The organism is Streptomyces capparidis (genome assembly GCF_054782095.1).
Map to the genome: position 1 here is coordinate 94,004 of NZ_BAAGTD010000007.1, position 16,517 is coordinate 110,520.

8 protein-coding genes are annotated in these 16,517 nt (G+C 76.6%); 1 reads left to right on the top strand and 7 read right to left on the bottom strand.

The genetic code is table 11. From position 1 onward, the window contains the following. Nucleotides 1-123: 123 nt before the first annotated feature. Entirely contained in the window at nt 124-885 is a 762-nt protein-coding gene (locus tag ACYVO2_RS08455) for an MBL fold metallo-hydrolase (RefSeq protein WP_461007002.1), read from the bottom strand. Between the two features lie 400 nt (nt 886-1,285). Here ACYVO2_RS08455 and ACYVO2_RS08460 point away from each other — a divergent pair, with 400 nt between their 5' ends. Beyond that, on the top strand, nt 1,286-2,149 hold the full coding sequence (locus tag ACYVO2_RS08460) for a hypothetical protein (protein WP_461007003.1): 864 nt from the start codon (nt 1,286-1,288) through the stop codon (nt 2,147-2,149). A 513-nt stretch (nt 2,150-2,662) separates the two neighbouring features. Here the strand turns inward: ACYVO2_RS08460 and ACYVO2_RS08465 are convergent. From ACYVO2_RS08465 to ACYVO2_RS08490, 6 genes are all read right to left on the bottom strand, one after another. Next, nucleotides 2,663-4,657: a hypothetical protein gene (locus ACYVO2_RS08465; RefSeq protein WP_461007004.1), complete on the bottom strand. Its 1,995-nt coding sequence runs from the start codon at nt 4,655-4,657 to the stop codon at nt 2,663-2,665. Beyond that, on the bottom strand, nt 4,654-5,790 hold the full coding sequence (locus ACYVO2_RS08470) for a VWA domain-containing protein (protein WP_461007005.1): 1,137 nt from the start codon (nt 5,788-5,790) through the stop codon (nt 4,654-4,656). Before ACYVO2_RS08470 ends, ACYVO2_RS08465 begins: the two co-directional genes overlap by 4 nt. Next, nucleotides 5,787-8,546 (bottom strand): DUF5682 family protein, encoded by a 2,760-nt coding sequence (locus ACYVO2_RS08475; protein ID WP_461007006.1) that lies wholly within the window; start codon nt 8,544-8,546, stop codon nt 5,787-5,789. Before ACYVO2_RS08475 ends, ACYVO2_RS08470 begins: the two co-directional genes overlap by 4 nt. Then, on the bottom strand, nt 8,543-9,661 hold the full coding sequence (locus ACYVO2_RS08480; RefSeq protein ID WP_461007007.1) for an ATP-binding protein: 1,119 nt from the start codon (nt 9,659-9,661) through the stop codon (nt 8,543-8,545). The genes ACYVO2_RS08475 and ACYVO2_RS08480 overlap by 4 nt, the downstream gene beginning before the upstream one ends. 49 nt (nt 9,662-9,710) lie before the next feature. Continuing rightward, entirely contained in the window at nt 9,711-13,040 is a 3,330-nt protein-coding gene (locus tag ACYVO2_RS08485; protein WP_461007008.1) for a DUF4132 domain-containing protein, read from the bottom strand. Between the two features lie 80 nt (nt 13,041-13,120). Further along, a complete protein-coding gene (locus tag ACYVO2_RS08490; RefSeq protein ID WP_461007009.1) occupies nt 13,121-16,486 on the bottom strand; it encodes a DUF4132 domain-containing protein in 3,366 nt (1,121 codons plus the stop codon). Between the last annotated feature and the right edge of the window lie 31 nt (nt 16,487-16,517).

Here is a 16,517-nt window from a genome sequence, read left to right on the forward strand (position 1 = left end):
GAAGGCTCCGATGGGGGCGGGGGCGGGTCCACGGTGGCGACGTGCGCATGCTCATGACACGAGGGCGGTGTAGACCAATCGTCCCCGCTCCCCCGGCCGCTGCCAAGAGGGCGGCGGCCGCCGTCACCGTCCGGCCGCCGCCCGCTCCCTGGCCAGCGCCGCGGCCTCGCGCGGGCCGCCGCGGTGGGCGGGGCCGTGCCCGGGCAGGATGACCTCCGCGTCCAGGGCGGCCAGGGTGTCCAGCGCGGCCAGGGTCGCGGCCCGGTCGGAGTCGAACATCGGCAGCAGCAGTTGCGGGCCCTGCCGCCGGGAGGTGGGGTGGGCGCTGACCAGGGTGTCGCCGCTGATCAGGGCACCCCTCTCCGGCAGGTGGTAGGCGCAGTGCCCCGGGGTGTGGCCGGGCGTGGGCACCGGGACGGGGCGGCCGGGGATGTCCAGCGGGGCATGGTCCGCGGGGAACGGCTGGGCCATGGGCACCCGCACGTCCTTGGTTCCGCCGACCCGCAGCGCGTGCACCGCCCAGGGCAGCACCCCGGGCCGCCAGCCGTTGCCCAGCACCCGGCCGACGGAGACCTGCTCCAGGAACTCGCGGCGGGCGTGCGGCACCTCGCGCTCGTGCATCAGGACGGGGATGCCGTGGCGGCGGCCGAGGTGGTCGGCGGAGCCGATGTGGTCGGTGTGGGCGTGGGTGACGAGGATCGCCGCGACGTCACCGGGCCCGCGCCCCACCGCCGCCAGGGACCGCTCCAGCCGCGCCCGGTCCCCGGGGTACCCGGTGTCCACCAGCGTCACCGCGTCGCCGTCGGTGACGATGACCCAGTTGACGGCGCTGCCGCGCACGAGGTGCACCCCGGGGGCCGCCTCGGTGATGTGGTCGGTGGTCATGTCTGCTCGACTTCCGTGAAGGCCCTTCCCCGGGCCGCGACCGGGCACCGCACCCGGCCCGGCCGCGGAGTCCGTACGAGGAGCGAGACGGACGAGAGTACTGCGGGGTACACCACCGGGGGGCACTCCCGCACGTCGGGGGCGTGCGTTCCGGCCATTCGGCGGGGGTGGCGGGCGGACGCCGCGCGGGTGCGCGGTCCGGCTCACGCGCGGGGTCGCGCCGGGTCGCGCCTGGAAGGCGCCCGGCCCGTTGACAGGTGACGGGTCGTCAGTACCGTGGTTTTCGCACAGCATGTCGCACGTCGTTCGGTATTTCGAATCTCTGGTCCCGGCGGGACACCGGACACGAGCCGATCCCCCGGGTCCCATCCCCCCACGAACCGCGGATCAAGGAGCAGGCATGCCAAGACGAGGCATCCGCGCGGCGCTGGCCGCGGCCGTCCTCGCGCTGTGCACGGCGTTCGCCACCCCGGCGCTCGCCGCGCCCTCCGCGCCGTCCCCCGCCGCCGACGTCTGGAACCCGCCGTCCCACCTGGTCCGGCCCCTGGACGAGGTGTGGCGGCACCAGGAGGCCACGTACGGCAACCTCTACGGATTCCGCAACTACGGCTGGGACCAGGTCGTGGCCAACGGCGGCCGGATCAACTACTGCGTGCGCTGGGACTCCTCGGCACCGGTGAGCGCGCAACTCCGCGACGAGATCCACACCGCGATCAAGCGGCAGTACAAGAAGTGGATGGACTCGATGCTGGACAACGGCCAGGGCCACAACGCCTGGCCGTACCGGGAGGTCCCGGTGACCATTGTCGGGTGGGCCGTGCGGAACCGGTCCACCCTCCAGTGGACCGACAACTCCGTGGACATCCACAGCGGCCTCCTGGACGGCGGCGGCGCCCCGCAGTGCTCGCCCGACTGCGGCCGCTTCTTCCACCAGGACGGCAACTACTCGCGCTGCCCCGGCGGCGCGGCCCGGCACTACGACCAGTCACTCTGGCTGACCGCGGGCTTCCAGGGCGGCGCCGGGGGCGACTGGGGCCAGCGGGTCGGCAGCGAGTACTTCGTGAACGCGCGGCACCAGGACAACATCCACATCGTGCTGCACGAGATCGGCCACACCTTCGGCCTCGACGACTTCTACGACTGGACGCCGACCGGAGTGGGCGGCTTCCTGATGAAGGCGGGCTCGGCGACCCAGATCACCGAGTTCGACAAGTGGATGCTGCGGGACTGGTGGCGCCACTTGAAGAACCGCTACGGCTACTAGCCGCCCCGGAGGGCTGGGGGCGGAGCCCTCAGTGGGGGTCCGGGGGGCGGAGCCCTCGGTGGGGCGGGGGGCGGAGCCCCGGCGGAGATCCGGGGGCGGAGCCCAGGCGGGGGATCCTGGGGGCGGAGCCCAGGCAGGGCTCCAACGGGCGAAGTCGCGATGGGGAACCGGAGGCGCAGCCCCCGGCCGGGATTCGGGGGCACAGCCACCGGGGCCCGGGGGCACAGCCCTTTCAGTAGGCGCGGAGGCAACCCCGGGCACCGGAGGCGCAGCGCTACGGGCCCGGAGAGCATGCGTCCGCGGCCTCCGGTGAGACCCCCCGCCCACGCCATGCCACCGACCCATCGGGGGCCTGGGGGCGGAGCCCACAGTGGGGGGTCCAGAGGGCGGAGCCCCCTGGCCTCCGGAGGATCTTCTTCCTCCCCACCCCCACACCCCGGGGGGCAGGGGGCGCAGCCCCCGGGCCCGGAGCATCTCCTTCCCCCGAACCCCCACCCCCCGGCCCCGCCCCGGTTACCGGAACTCCGCGCACGCTCCCAGCCACAACTGGGCCTCCACCCACGCGGCCACCGCCGTGTCGCCCTCGTCGTCGGCTGCCTTGAGGGCGGTCAGTTCCGTGGTCAGGGCGGTCACCCGGTCCGCGGCGCGGCGCAGCCCGACCGCGGTGAGCGACCTCGCCGCGGCGGCGAGCCGGTCCCGCAGGCCGGGGGTGGTGTGCCGCAGCCCGCGGTGCGCGGCCTCCGCGCAGGCGGCCAGGGCCGTGTGGAGGGCGTCGTCCAGCGGGTCGGCCGGTTCGGGCCGGGCCGCGGCGAGCGCGGCGCTGCCGTCGCCGGGGGCGAGGTCGGGCAGGTGCGGGCCGGTGTCGGTGACGACGGCGACGGGGTCGACGCGGACGCCGCCGCGGGCCCGCTGCACGGTGCCGCTGACGAACCGGGGGGCGCCGAACTCCCCGGCGAGCGCGGCGGCCAGGTGGTCGAGCGCGGCGGGGCTCGCCGGGTGGTACTCGGCGGAGACGGTGGCGGTGGTGCCCGCGGCGTCGGCGATCACCGCTTCCAGGCGCTGGTCGCCGGGCGCGTAGCCGATCGAGCGGACCTCGGCGACCGGCACGACCCGCACCAGCTCGGCGGCGACCCGGGGCCGCACCGGGCGGGGCGGCAGCTCGGCGAGTTCCTTGCCGAGGGTGGCCAGGTCGGGCGGGGCGACGGTGGCGGGCAGGTGCTCCCAGGCCCGGCCGAGCGGGGTGACGCCGGTCTTGGCGATCCGGCCGGCGGCCAGCCGCAGCACCCGCCCGGCGCTGCGGACGGCGGACTCGGAGACGACGTTGCCCGCGGCCAGGTTCCGCAGCGGCACCCCGCCCAGGCGCCGCCCGGCGAGTTCGGCGCCGGTGAGGGTCTCGTCCTCGCCGAGCGGCCACCGTTTGCGCAGCACCAGCACGGTGCCGCTGTCGCCGTGGGCGAGGTACAGCTCGGCGGTGCGCTCGGTGCCGGTGCCGCCGACGCGGCAGCCGAGCCCGGTCAGGCGCACCCGGCGCAGCGCGGTCTCGGCGGGCTCGTCGGTGCCCAGCACCCGGGAGCGGGGGCTGGCGCCGCCGCGGGTGGCGGCCCGGTGCCGGGCGTGGACCTCGGCGATCAGCTCGGCGAGGCGTTCGGCGCGGTAGTGGGCGGCGCGGTCCCGGTGCGCGTCGAGCTGTTCGGCGAGGTCGGCGAGGGCGGCGGCGGGCCAGCGCATGCCCTTGTCGTCCAGTTCCCGCTCGGCGCGGCGCAGCCCCGCGGGCAGGACGGGGCCCGCGTGGGCGGCGCCGTCCAGGAGCAGTTGCTCCAGCAGGGGCAGCACGGACGCCGATCCGGGCTCGGCGGCGGCGGGCTCGGCCCGGCCGCCGACGTCCAGGTGCGGTTCGTCGCCGTCCAGGCCGCGCCGGTCGGCCTCGCGGAACGCCCACACGGCGAGGGTGACCATCTCGCCCTTGGCGGCGGCGCTCGCGTCGGTGTGGGCGTAGCCGGGTTCGCCGGGGACGAGGAACCGCACGGTGCAGGACGGCAGTTCGGCGCGGGGCACCGGGTCGGCGGGGGTGGGGCGGTGCAGCCGCGCGGGGTAGCCGGCGCGGTGGGCGCGGCGGGCGGCGGTCAGGGCGCGGGCGCCCAGCGCCCGGGTGAGGGTGTCGTCGTCGATGGCGCCGGGGGACCAGGGGGTGAACGGCGGCTCGTCGGGGGCGCCGCCGCCGGGGTCCGTGCCGGCGGTGTGCCGCTGGTAGGCGAGGACGAGGGCGACGCGGTGGCGGCAGACGCCGGGGGCGGCGCAACTGCACGGGGCCGCGGCGAGTTCGGTGTGCGGGGGCAGGGCGGTGTGCACGCCGTCGTCCCACCGGCCGTGGACGGTGCCGTCGTCCGCGACCTCGACGGCGGGCCCGGTCCCGGCGTCGAGTTCCTTGGCGGCGCGTTTGACCAGGCCGCGGTTGGCGAGCGCGGCGAGCGTGTCGGGGGTGAGGGTCAGCAGGTCGTCGCGGGTCATCGGCCCAGCCGTTCCGCGACGAAGGCCGCGAGCTGCCCCGGGGTCATGGCGCCGACGTGCGCCCCGGCGTTGACCAGGCGCTGGGCGAGCGCCCGGTCGTAGTCGGGGTTGGCGTCCTCGTCCAGCGCGGCGAGCCCGAGGACGTGGGTGCCCTGCTCGGCGAGGCCGCGCACGGTGCGCACCAGCGCCCCGGCGTCGCCGCCCTCGTAGAAGTCGCTGACCAGGACCAGGACGGCGCGGCGCGGGTTGTCGATGAGCCCGGCGCCGTAGGCGGCGGCGCGGGCGATGTCGGTGCCGCCGCCGAGCTGCACCTTCATCAGCAGCTCCACGGGGTCGGTGACGTCCTGGGTGAGGTCGACCACGCTGGTGTCGAACGCGACCAGGTGGGTGCGCAGCCCGGGCAGGTTCCACAGGCAGGCCGCGGTGACCGCGGAGTGGATGACGGAGCCGGCCATGGAGCCCGACTGGTCCACCAGCAGCACCAACTGCCACTGCTCGGTGTGGCGGCGGGTGCGGCTGAAGAAGCGGGGCTGCTCGATGGCGACGCGCCTGGCCGCCGGGTCGTAGTGGGCGAGGTTGGCCCTGATGGTGGCGTGGAAGTCGAAGTTCCTGGCGTGCTTGAGCCGGCTGGGGCGGCGCGCCCTGGTGCCGGAGAACGCCTGCCTGACCTCGGTGTGCAGCCGCTGCATCAGGTCGCGGACAACGGCCTCGACGATGCGCCGGGCCATGGCGAGCACCTCGGGGTTCATCAGGTGCTTGGTGCGCAGCACGGCGCGCAGCAGCGTCTCGTTGGGTTCGACGCGGGCCAGCACCTGCGGGTCGGTGACCACCTCGTGGATCTCGTAGGTCTCCACGGCGTCGCGCTCCAGGCGCTCGACGGTCTCCTTGGGGAACAGGCGGTGGATGTCGTCCAGCCAGTCCACCGTGGTGAGGGTGGACGGCTCGTCGCCCGCGCCGCGGGTGCCGCCGCGCCTGACGTGGCGCCTGGCCAGGTCGGGGTCGCGGTCGTACAGCCAGGTCAGGGCGGCGTCGCGGCGCTGGTCGTCCTCGTCGAGCGGCCCGGTGCAGGACTGGGCGGGTGCGCCGAGGATCAGCCGCCACCGCTCCAGGGCGGGGTCGGGGGTGGTGGTCATGGCGTGCCTTCCAGGCTTTCCGAGGGGCCCGGTTCCGCGGGGGTGAGCAAGGCCTCGCGGGAGAGCAGGTGCTCCACCTTCTCCTCCAGGGCCAGGGCCTCGGCGGTCAGCAGGGGGTCGGTGACGGTGCGGGTGAGGGCGCGGCCGGAGGCGGGCAGGCCGCGCCGCTCCAGCAGCCCGCGGGCGATGGTCTCGCGTTCGCGGGGCGGGAACCAGGCGAACGCCTGGCGCAGTGCGGGCAGCGCCACCAGGAACTCCGCGGCGGGCATGGCGGCGACCAGGGCGTCGAGGACGCCCAGCAGGCCGCCGTCGCCTTCGGTGCCCTCGTCGTGGCTCAGCACCTCGGCCCTGGCCAGCGCGAACAGGCCAGCCAGCCAGTCGCCGAGCACACCGGGCGCGGACATGCCGCCGACGGCCCCGGCCGGGTCGCCGCCCTCGCCGAGGGACCAGGTGAACCCGAACGCGGCGCCGCGCAGGTCCGGCGGGGCGTCCGGGGTGGCGGCGATCCTGCGGGCGGTGCCGAGCGCCGCCCCGCGGTCCAGGCCGAGGGCGGGCCCGGCGTGCAGCACGGCGTCCCGGACGGCGGCGAGGGCGCGCAGCCTCGGCCGGTCGGCGGGGGCGGGCCCGCCGCGGACGGCTTCCGCCAGCCACAGCACGCGGGCGACGCACTCGGTGACGACGGCGCCGAACACCGGGCTGCGGGCCGTGCCGAGCAGCCGGTCGTGCCGCCACAGGCCGAGCACGGTGGCCAGCACCTCGCCGAGCGCGCCGATGTCCACGGCGGCGCCGATGCCGCTGCCGATGGTCTCCACGACGTCGTCGGACAGTTCGGTGAGCCCGCACAGCGCGGCGTCGAACAGCACGTCGGTGAGCCGCTCCGGGACGCTGCCGGCGTCCGCGGCGCGTTCGCGCAGCACGGCGGCGGCGGCCTCCTCCAGCGTCGCGCCGTGGGCGCCGGCCTCCAGCAGCCCGGACAGCCGCAGCTCGGACGGGGACAGCTCCCACCGCTCGTCGAGCACCGGGTCGGCGCCGGTCACCGGGCCCGCGGTGCGCTCGTACCCGGGGATGCCCAGGACCCGCAGGCGGTGCAGGGCGCGGCTGCGCTCCAGGTCGGGCGGGTCCGTGAGGTCCAGCCGCAGCGGGCCTTCGCGGTCCAGGCGCAGCCTGGCCAGCTCGGCGGTGACGTGACCGACCAGCGGCGGCGCGGGGGTGTCGGGGTGCAGCCGCCCGGTGCGGTCGCCGCTGAGCGCGGCGACCATCTCGGCGACGACGGGGTGGGCGCCCGGCGCGAGCGGCCCGTCGGTGGTCCACGGCAGGCGCTGGTCGAGGTCGTCGGAGACCAGGGCGCCGACCAGGCCGTCCAGCACGTCGGTGCGGCCGGGCACGCGGTGGCCGCGCAGCCGGGCGAGCCCTTCGGACAGGGCGCGGGCGGCGATGAGGTCGGCCGTGGACACGGCCTGCCCGCGCCTGCGCAGACGGGTGACGACGTCGCGGACCAGGCCGGCGGCGGCGCGTTCCGGGCCGTCGTCCCACAGCCGCTGGTAGTAGCCGGGGGAGGGCATGCCGGACTGGTAGCCGGTGAAGGCGTCCAGGCGGCGGAAGGAGTACGGCACCAGCCAGCTCCCGCCGACGGCGCCGTCCGGCGGCGCGGGGATCTCCGGCCACGGCTCGGCCTCCGCCCGCTCCGCGGCGAGGGCGCGCCGCAGGGCGGGGGCGTGGAAGCCCCCGGTCACCACGAGCACGGGCCGCCCCCCTGCCGCGGCGACGGCGGCGCGAACCCACCGCGCCATGTACGCCTCGCGCGCCGTCTCCTCCTCCCCCACCGGCGACTCCCCCCGGACCAGCTCGAAGTAGGCGTCGAGCCGGTGGGAGAGGGGCGGGGTGCCCGGATCGGTTCCTCCGGAGGCCGAGGGGCTCCGCTGGGGGCTCCGCCCCCGGGCCCCCGGGGCGGGAGGGGTCTCCCCCTCGGACCCCGGCTGGGAGCCGGACCCCCGGCCCTCCGGGCCCGAGGAGCCGCCCTCCCGCGGCCCTTCGGGCCGCAGGTCCGGGGAAGTGGGTGGGGAAAGCGGGGATCCTCCGGAGGCCGAGGGGCTCCGCCCCTCGAAACCCCGCCGGGGGCTCCGCCCCCCGGCCCCCGGGGCGCGGGGGGTCTGCTCCTCGGATCCCGGCCGGGAGGCATGTTCGTCGCCCCCCGGCTCTCCGTGGCTCTGTCCCCGGGAGGCCGGAGCGAGAAGAGCCTCCCTCTCAGGCCCCGGCCGAAGGCCTTCCCCTTCCGGCCCCGGCCCCGGCCCCGGCCCCCAAGCCGCCTGCTCCGTCCCCTCCACCTCGAACAGGTGGTCCCACAGGGCGTCAGCGTTGTCGACGGTGAAGGCGGTGCACAGACGGGTGACCACTTCGCTGTAGCGGAGTTCCGCGTCGGCGTAGCGGTTGCCGCGGGCGGTGAAGGCGGGGTGCCAGGCCGGGAGGTCGATGAAGCGGACCTCGGCGCCGCAGGCCCGGCCCGCCGTGACGGCCACCCACTCCGGGGAGTAGGCGCAGAACGGGGTCCACGAGGCGTGGGTGCGCTGCTCGTCGCGGTAGGAGGTGTACACCGCGATCGGCAGCTCGTGGCCGAGCAGCAGTTCGTCCAGCCGGTCGTTGAAGTCGGCGGGCCCCTCCACCAGCACGTACGCCGGGCGCAGCGTCTCGATCGCGGAGGCCACCACGCGGGCGCAGGCGGGGCTGTGGTGGCGGACCCCGACGAAGACGGCCGTCACCGTTCGGGGAGGAGGTGCCGGGCCCGGTGCAGCTCACGCCACTGGGCGCCCTTCTTCCTCGGCACGCGCTGCTCCAGGTAGCGGCGCAGCCGGGCCAGGTCCTCGGGGTTGTCCTTGGCGGCGGTGCCCGCCAGGCACTCCACGATGTCGGCGGCGCCGCCGGGTTCGCCGCGCAGGTACCAGCCGCGCAGCCCGACGGCGTGCGCCACCGACACGGCCTCCGCGGTGCTCATCACCGTGGACAGCTTCTCGCCGCCGCCGGTTCCGGCGCGCAGTTCGCGGAAGGTGGTGACCAGCACCTCCAGCACGTCCCGCCGGGGCGCCACCGCCACGCCGGAGCGTTCCAGCAGGCGCGCGGCCTCGCGTTCCACCAGGTCGAGTTCGGTGGCGAAGTCGGCGATGGGGAAGACGGTCTCGAAGTTGAACCGCCGCTTGAGCGCCGCGCTCATCTCGTTGACGCCCCGGTCGCGGGTGTTGGCGGTGGCGATGACGTTGAAGCCCTCGGCCGCGAACACCATGCCCTCGGGGCCGGTCAGCTCGGGTATCGCCAGGACCCGGTCGGACAGCAGCGACAGCATGCAGTCCTGCACCTCGAGCGGGCAGCGGGTGATCTCCTCGAACCGGACGAGGCGGCCCTCGGCCATGCCGCGCAGCATCGGCGCGGGCACCAGGGCGCGCGGGGTGGGGCCTTCGGAGACCAGCAGGGCGTAGTTCCAGGAGTACTTGATCTGGTCCTCGGTGGTGGCGGCGCCGCCCTGGATGGTGAGGGTGGACCGGCCGCTGACGGCGGCGGCGATCAGCTCCGACAGCAGGGACTTGGCGGTGCCGGGTTCGCCGACGAGCATCAGGCCCCGGCTGGTGGCGAGGGTGACCAGGGAACGGTCCACCAGGGAGGGGTCGCCGACGAACTTGCGGGTGACGCCCAGGCTCTCGTCGCCGACGATGAACTTGCGGGCGGCCTCCAGGCTGAGCGCCCAGCCGGGCGGGCGGGGCGCGGTGTCGGCCTCGCGGAGCCGGGCGAGTTCTTCGGCGTGGCGGACCTCGGCGGGCGGGCGTTGCGTGGCGGCGGTGGGCGGGGGTGCGAGGCGGGGGCTGGTGTCGGTGGTGTGGGACACGGGTGGCGCCTCGTGGTCGGTTCGGTCGGGTGGGTGGGTGGGTGCGGGGTCAGGCGGGCCGCGCGGTGAGGGCGGTCAGCTCGGCGAGTATCTCGCTGGCGGTCACGTCGTCCAGCTCCCCGAAGGGCGCCGGACGGGCCGTGTTGTCGTGCCAGTAGCAGCCGGGACGGGTGTCCAGCCGGGCCGCGCCGAGGGTCTGCTCCGGAGTCTCGTCGATCATGCCGACGGTGATGCCGGGGTCGAGGTCGAGCACCAGCCAGCGCCCTCCGGGCAGGGGGCGGTTGATGACGAACTCGCAGCCGTTGTCCATGGCGTCGGCGCGCTGCCAGCCGTGCTTCTCCAGGCCGAGCACCTTGCCGACGGGCACGGTGACGCCCTTGAAGCGGGCCAGTTCCGGGCTGGCGGCCTCCTCCTCGGTGAGGGTGAACACGGGGCGGCCGAGCTGCGGGAACGGCTGGAGGATCTCGTAGTCGGCGAAGACCTCCGCCCAGGCGTCCACGGTGTCCCGCAGGTGCAGCGGGTGGGCGATGGAGACGTGCGCGTCCTCCGGCAGGGCCAGGGTGTCGTCCTCGACGTCGGCGAGGGTGCGGTCCTCGGCGATGCGGAACGACACGCCCGCGTCGGTGGTCCACACCAGCCGCCCGGCGATGTGCCACAGCAGCGGGTGCTCGGCGATGTACGTCCGGAACTCGGGGAGGGACCACCTGCGCCGGTGGGCCATGGCCTGTTCGAAGCGCCGGATCTGGTCGGCGGCGACGGTCCGCACGTCCTTCTTCAGCGCGGCGAACCGCGCGTGCGCGGCGGGCGCGAGGTCGGGGTCGTCCTTGGCGCCCGGCTTGGGCAGGTTCTTCAGCCGCTTGCCGCCGCCGTCCACCACATACGGTTTGAGCTGCTCGTCGAACCCGGCGGTGAAGGAGCGCGGCCCGTAGTCGAGGACCAGGCTGCCGTCCCGGTCGAGCCCGAAGTCGGGGACGAGGCGGTCGGCGAGCTGGTCGGGGGTCAGGCCGAGGTCGGCGGCGAGGGCGGCGATGCGCTCCTGCGCCCGGGTCCTGACGCCCTTGAACTTCACCTTCTGGGCGATGCCGTTGAGCTGCACCAGCGCCACGTCGCTGCCGATGGCCAGCAGCGTGTCCAGCCCGTCCACGGCCTTGGCGTGCGCGCCCTCACCGGGCCAGGAGCGGATGAGCGGGGTGAGGCGGCGGGCGGTCTCGTCGCCGCCGACGGCGCCCAGCGCCGGGAGGATCCAGTCGACCCTGCCGACCTGCTGGAACAGCGACCACGCGAAGGCGTCCAGGGACGCGGGGTCGCAGTGCTCCTTGACGACCTGCACGCCCGGGTACACCTCGCCCCTCCGGGACATGGCGAGCATGGTGACCAGGTGCCGGACGGCGGTGCCGGGCAGCGCGTGGCGGCGGTCCTTCAGCAGCACCGGGGGCAGCACCAGGCAGTCGACGTCGTCGGCGGCGGTGGGGATCTTCGCCGGGAGCTCGTCCAGCGGGTCCTGGGCCAGCAGTGCCGCGACGGCCCGCGCGGCCTGCTCGCCGTGCGGCTCGGCGGCCTCGGTGACGGCTTCGGCGTGGCCGGTGTGGGCGAGGTGGCGCAGCGCGTTCTCGGCGGCGCGGCGCTCCTTGCCCGCCTTGCCGAGCGCGGCGGGCAGCAGCGCCCGGGCGGCGGGGCCGGGGTGGCGGCGGAACCAGGCGCGCGCCGTCCGCCCGGCGTTCTTGAGCCTGGCCAGCCAGTCGGCCATGGCCGCGGCCACCTCGGCGTCGAAGAACGGCAGCAGCACCCGGCCGTGGGCGGCGGGGTCGGAGGTGGCGAGCCGCAGCGCGAACGGCAGCGCGTCGAGCTCGAAGCGGGCGGCGACGCGCAGCGCCGCGTTGTCGTACCACCAGCCGTCCGCCGTGAGCCGGGACAGCAGCGGGCGCACCAGCTCCTCGGGGGCGCTGCACGCGACCGCGGTGGCCTGGTAGCCCCGCAGCCTGCCGGACTCCAACTGCCCGATCGTCGAGGCCCAGTCGTCGGGCTCGTTCCAGAAGCCGATCCGCGTGGCCAGCCACTCCTCCCGCTCCCCGGCGGCCCACGCCACGTACCGCTCCGCGGGGGCGGTCAGGCCGGGGACGACCACCGGCTTGGGCCTGGCCTTGCGGGCGCGGGTCCACGGCGGCCGCACCAGCAGCGGGGGCAGGGCCTCGGCCGGGGCCTCGGGCACGGCGGCGCCACCGGGCGGGGCGGGCAGGGCGGGGGCGCCGTCGGCGAGTTCGGGGTGGGCGTCCAGGTGTGCGCGCAGCAGTTGGGCGGCGAGCGCGGCGCGGTGCGAGCCCGCGGCGGCGGCCTTGGCCAGCACCCGCAGCCCGCGCCGCGGGAACCGCTCCAGCGCCTCCTGGACCGCGGCGGGGACGTGGGCCCGGTCGAGCCGCGCCGCCAGCGCCTCGAACGCCTCGTCGGTGGGCACCGCGGCGAGCACGGACAGCAGGGGCCGGGTGTCCGTGCCGCCCTCGCGGGGGTACTCCTGGTCGTAGACCTCGATCAGCGCCGGGGCGACCGCCGGGCCGATGGCCTCCGCCACGGTGGGCGCGGCCCGCTTGAGCTGCCGCCAGGCGCCGAGGTGCGCCTCGCTGCCCCGGATCGCGTCGATGTGGTCGAGGGTGCCGAGCGAGGCGGACAGCATGACCGACTCGCGGGCGCGGTCGTCGCTGAGGTAGCCGGACAGCAGCGCGTCCACCCAGTCGTGGCGGGTGGGCACGAGGTAGCAGGCGGCGACCCGCTGGTGGTCGGTGCCGTGCCGGTGCAGCCGCTCCAGGGCCGCCTCGGCCTGCCGGTACCGCTCCTCGTCGGCGGCGGCGAGCAGGGCGCGGGTGCGGCGGGCGACCTGCTCGGCCTGGCGGCGGTACGCCAGGGCGGGCTCCCACCACCGCAGTTCGAGCACCCGGCGCTGCTCGGCGTGCTTGACGCCGTCCCGTCCGGTGACGTGCAGGCCGAACAGCTCGGCGGTGGCCTCGGCGGCGAACGGCAGGCCGTGCTCCACCGCCCAGGCGTCGGCGACCAGCGGCAGCACCTCCCGGTCGGCGCTCATCGCGACCGCGGCGACGACGGCGGCGCCGAGCGGGTGGGGTGTGCCCTCCCGGTGGGTGCGCGCCGCGTTGGCGAACTTCATGACGCTGCTGGAGTGGCCGAGCGCCCGCCGCACCTGCTCCCCCATGGCCGCCTCGCGCTCCCGCAGCGCCGCCGCGGCCGCCGGGTCCGGCTCGGGGACCGGGCCGCGCAGGGCGCCGCGCCGCGGGTGCAGGTGCGGGTGCCACGCCTCGGGGACGGTGAACGCGTCCTCGTCGGGGAGGGAGCCGGGCGCGGGCGGGAGGCCGGGGAGGGAGTCGGTGGTCATGGGTCGTGCTCCAGGTCTCGGTGGTGTCGGCCACCCTAGGCGAGGGGTCCGACAGCGCAGCGTGATGGGTCGTGCGGGGCTCAACCGGCTCGCGCGGCGAGGCCGTTGAGGTCGGCGAGGAGTTCGCTGGCGGCCACCCGGTCCAGCTCGCCGAAGCGCGGGGAGCCGCCCGGGTGCCGGTCGCCGCCGGGGTGGTCGTGGATCCGCACCTGCTCGACGGTCTGCTCGGGCGTGTACTCGGGGGCGCCGACGGCTATGCCGGGGTTGAGTTCGAGCACCGCCCAGCGGCCGGGCGCGACCGCCTTGCTGAGCCAGCCCTGGATGCCGCCGTCCAGGGCGGGCCCGCGCTCCCAGCCGCGCTGCTCCAGGCCGAGCACCCTGCCGACGGGCACGGTCAGGCCGTGGAAGCGGGCCAGTTCCGGGCCGGAGCGCTCCTCCTCGGTGAGCGTGTGCACGGGGCGGCCGAGCTGCGGGAACGGCTGGAGGATCTCGTAGTCGGCGAACAGCTCCGCCCAGGTCTCCAGGGAGCCGTCCAGGTGGACGGGGTGGGCGACGCGGATGTGCGCGTCCTCGGGCAGGGTGAGGGTCTCGTCGTCGGCGTCGGCGAGGGTGCGGTCCTCGGCGACGCGGAAGGCCGGGCCCGCCGCCGCCCCGGCGTCCTCGCCCGCCGCCACGCCCCGCGGCCCGGCGAGCCACACCACGCGGCGGGCGATGTGCCACAGCAGCGGGTGCTCGGCGATGTGCGTCCGGAACTCGGCGAGGGGCCAGTGGCGCCCGCGCACCATCGCCTGCTCCAGCCGCCGGATCTGGTCGGCGGCGACGGTCCGCACGTCCTTCTTCAGCGCCGCGAACCGCGCGTACGCGGCGGGCGCGAGCTCCGGGTCGTCCTTCGCCCCGGGCCTGGGCAGGTTCTTCAGCCGCTTGCCGCCGCCGTCCGTCACATACGGCTTGAGCTGCTCGTCGAACCCGGCGGTGAACGACCGCGGCCCGTAGTCGAGGACCAGGCTGCCGTCCCGGTCGAGCCCGAAGTCGGGGACGAGGCGGTCGGCGAGCTGGTCGGGGGTCAGCCCGAGGTCGGCGGCCAGCGCCTCGATGCGCTCCTGGGCGCGCGCCTTGACGCCCTTGTACCGCACCTTCTGGGCGATGCCGTTGAGCTGCACCAGCGCCACGTCGCTGCCGATGGCCAGAAGCGTGTCCAGCCCGGCGACGGCCTTGGCGTGGGCGCCCTCACCGGGCCAGGAGCGGATCAGCGGGGTGAGGCGGCGGGCGGTCTCGTCGCCGCCGACGGCGCCCAGCGCCGGGAGGATCCAGGCCGCGCCCTTGCCGACCTGCTCGAACAGCGCCCAGGCGAACGCGTCCAGGGACGCGGGATCGCACAGCTCCTTGACCACCCGCACACCCGGGTACACCTCGTCCGGCCGGGACATGGCGAGCATGGTGACCAGGTGCCGCAGGGCCGTCTCCGGCAGGGCGGCGCGGCGGTCCCGCAGCAGCACCTGCGGCAGCACGCCGTAGTCGACGCCGCCTGCGGCGGTGGGGATCCTCTCCGGGAGCCGGTCGAGCGGGTCCCCGCCGAGCAGCGCCTCGACGCCCGCCTCGGCCCGCTCGCCGTGGAACCGGGCGGCCGCGCGGACCTCGGCGGCGTGGCCGCGCTCGGCGAGCAGCCGCAGCGCGGCCTCGGCGGCGCGCCGCTGCCTGGCCGCGCTGCCCAGCGCGGCGGGCACCAGGGCGCGGGCGGCGGGCGCGGGGTGGCGCAGCAGCCAGGCGACGGCGGTCTCGCGGGCCCGCTTGAGCCGCTCCAGCCAGTCGGCCATCAGCGCGGCCGTCTCGGCGTCGAAGAACGGCAGCAGCAGGCCGCCGTGGTTGACCGGGTCGAGCCTGGCGAGCTTCCGGAACATCGGCAGCGCGTCCAGCTCGAAGCGGGCGGCGACCCGCAGCGGCGCCCCGGCGTACCACCAGCCGCCGGTGCCCAGGGCGGGCAGCAGCGGGCGCACCAGCTCCTCCGGGCCCTCGCAGACCAGCTTGGTGGCCAGGTACGGCGAGAGGCCGCCGGACTCCTGGAGGCGGGCCATCCTCGGCCAGTCCTCGTCGTCGTCGTACCAGCGGGGCGGCAGCGCGGACAGCCACTGCTCGCGCTCGCCCGGCGCCCACACCACGGCGCGCTCCTGAGGCGCGGCCAGGCCGGGGACGACCACCGGCTCCTCCTCCTTGCGCTCCCGCGTCCACGGCGGCTCCACCAGCAGCCGGGGCAGGGCGTCGGCGGGGGCGTCCGGCGCCCAGGTGGTGTCGTTGGCGGCGGCCTCGACGCACTTGCGGGCCCGGGGGGTGAGGTCGGCGGCGTCGGCGAGCCCTGGGTGGGCGGCCGTGTGCTCGCTCAGCAGCCGGGCGGCGAGCCTGGCCCGGTGGGTGGTGCCGGAGGCGGCGTCGGCGAGCAGCCGCAGGGCGCGCACCGGGTAGCGGCGCATGGCCTCGGCCACGGCGGGGTGGACGTGCGGCTGGTCGAGCCGGTCGAGCAGCAGCCGGAACGCCTCGTCGGTGGGCAGGGCGGCGAGGACGGTCAGCGGGGCGGTGCCGGTGCGGGTGCCCCTGCGGTGCGCGGGCAGGTCGTCGAAGAGGGCGGCCATGACGGGGGCGATCGCGGGGCCGACGCCCTCGGCGACGGTGAACGCGTGGTGCCTGATGTCCCGCCAGGCGTCGGTGTCCAGTTCGCGGAGCCGCGCCGCCTGCCGGGCCGAGCCGAGCGCGCACACCAGCAGCCCGGTGTCCCAGCCGTGCCGGTAGTCCGGCTCCTCGGCGAGGACGGCGTCCATCCAGTCCTGCCGCTCGGGCACCAGGTAGGCGGCGGCGATCCGCTGCGCCAGGGAGCCCCTGGCGGCGACGGCGCGCAGGGCGTCGGCGGCCTCCTCGTGCTCCCGCTCCCCGGCCGCGGCGAGCAGGGCGCGGACGCGGCGGGCGATCTCCCCGGCGGAGCGCCGCAGCACCGGCACCTGGTCCCACTGGCGCAGGACCCGCACATGGCAACGCTCGTGGCCGTTGCCCCACTCCTCGCCGGAGACCCAGACGCGGTACAGGGCGACGGCGGCCCGCGCGGCAAACGGCAGGCCGTGCTCCACGGCCCAGGCGTCGGCGAACGACGGGACGGCGCGCCGCTCGACCCGGGCGGCGAACGCGGCGACCACGGCGGCTCCCGTCGGCGACGGCTCGCCGGCGAGGTGGGCGCGGGCGGGCCCGGCCAGCTTCGGGGCGGTGGAGGGGTGTGCGAGCGCCTGCTCCAGTTGCTCCCGGAGCTGCTCCTGCCGCTCCCGGGCGGCGGTCACGGCGGCGGGCCTGGGCCGGAGGGAACGCCCGGGGGCGCCGCCGCGCCGGGGGTGGAGGTGAGGGCGCCACTCCTCCGGGACCGCGAAGATGTCCTCGTCGGGCAGGGGGCCGGGCAGGTGGTTCGCCATGGTCGTCGTTCCAGTTCTGGTCGGCGGGGGT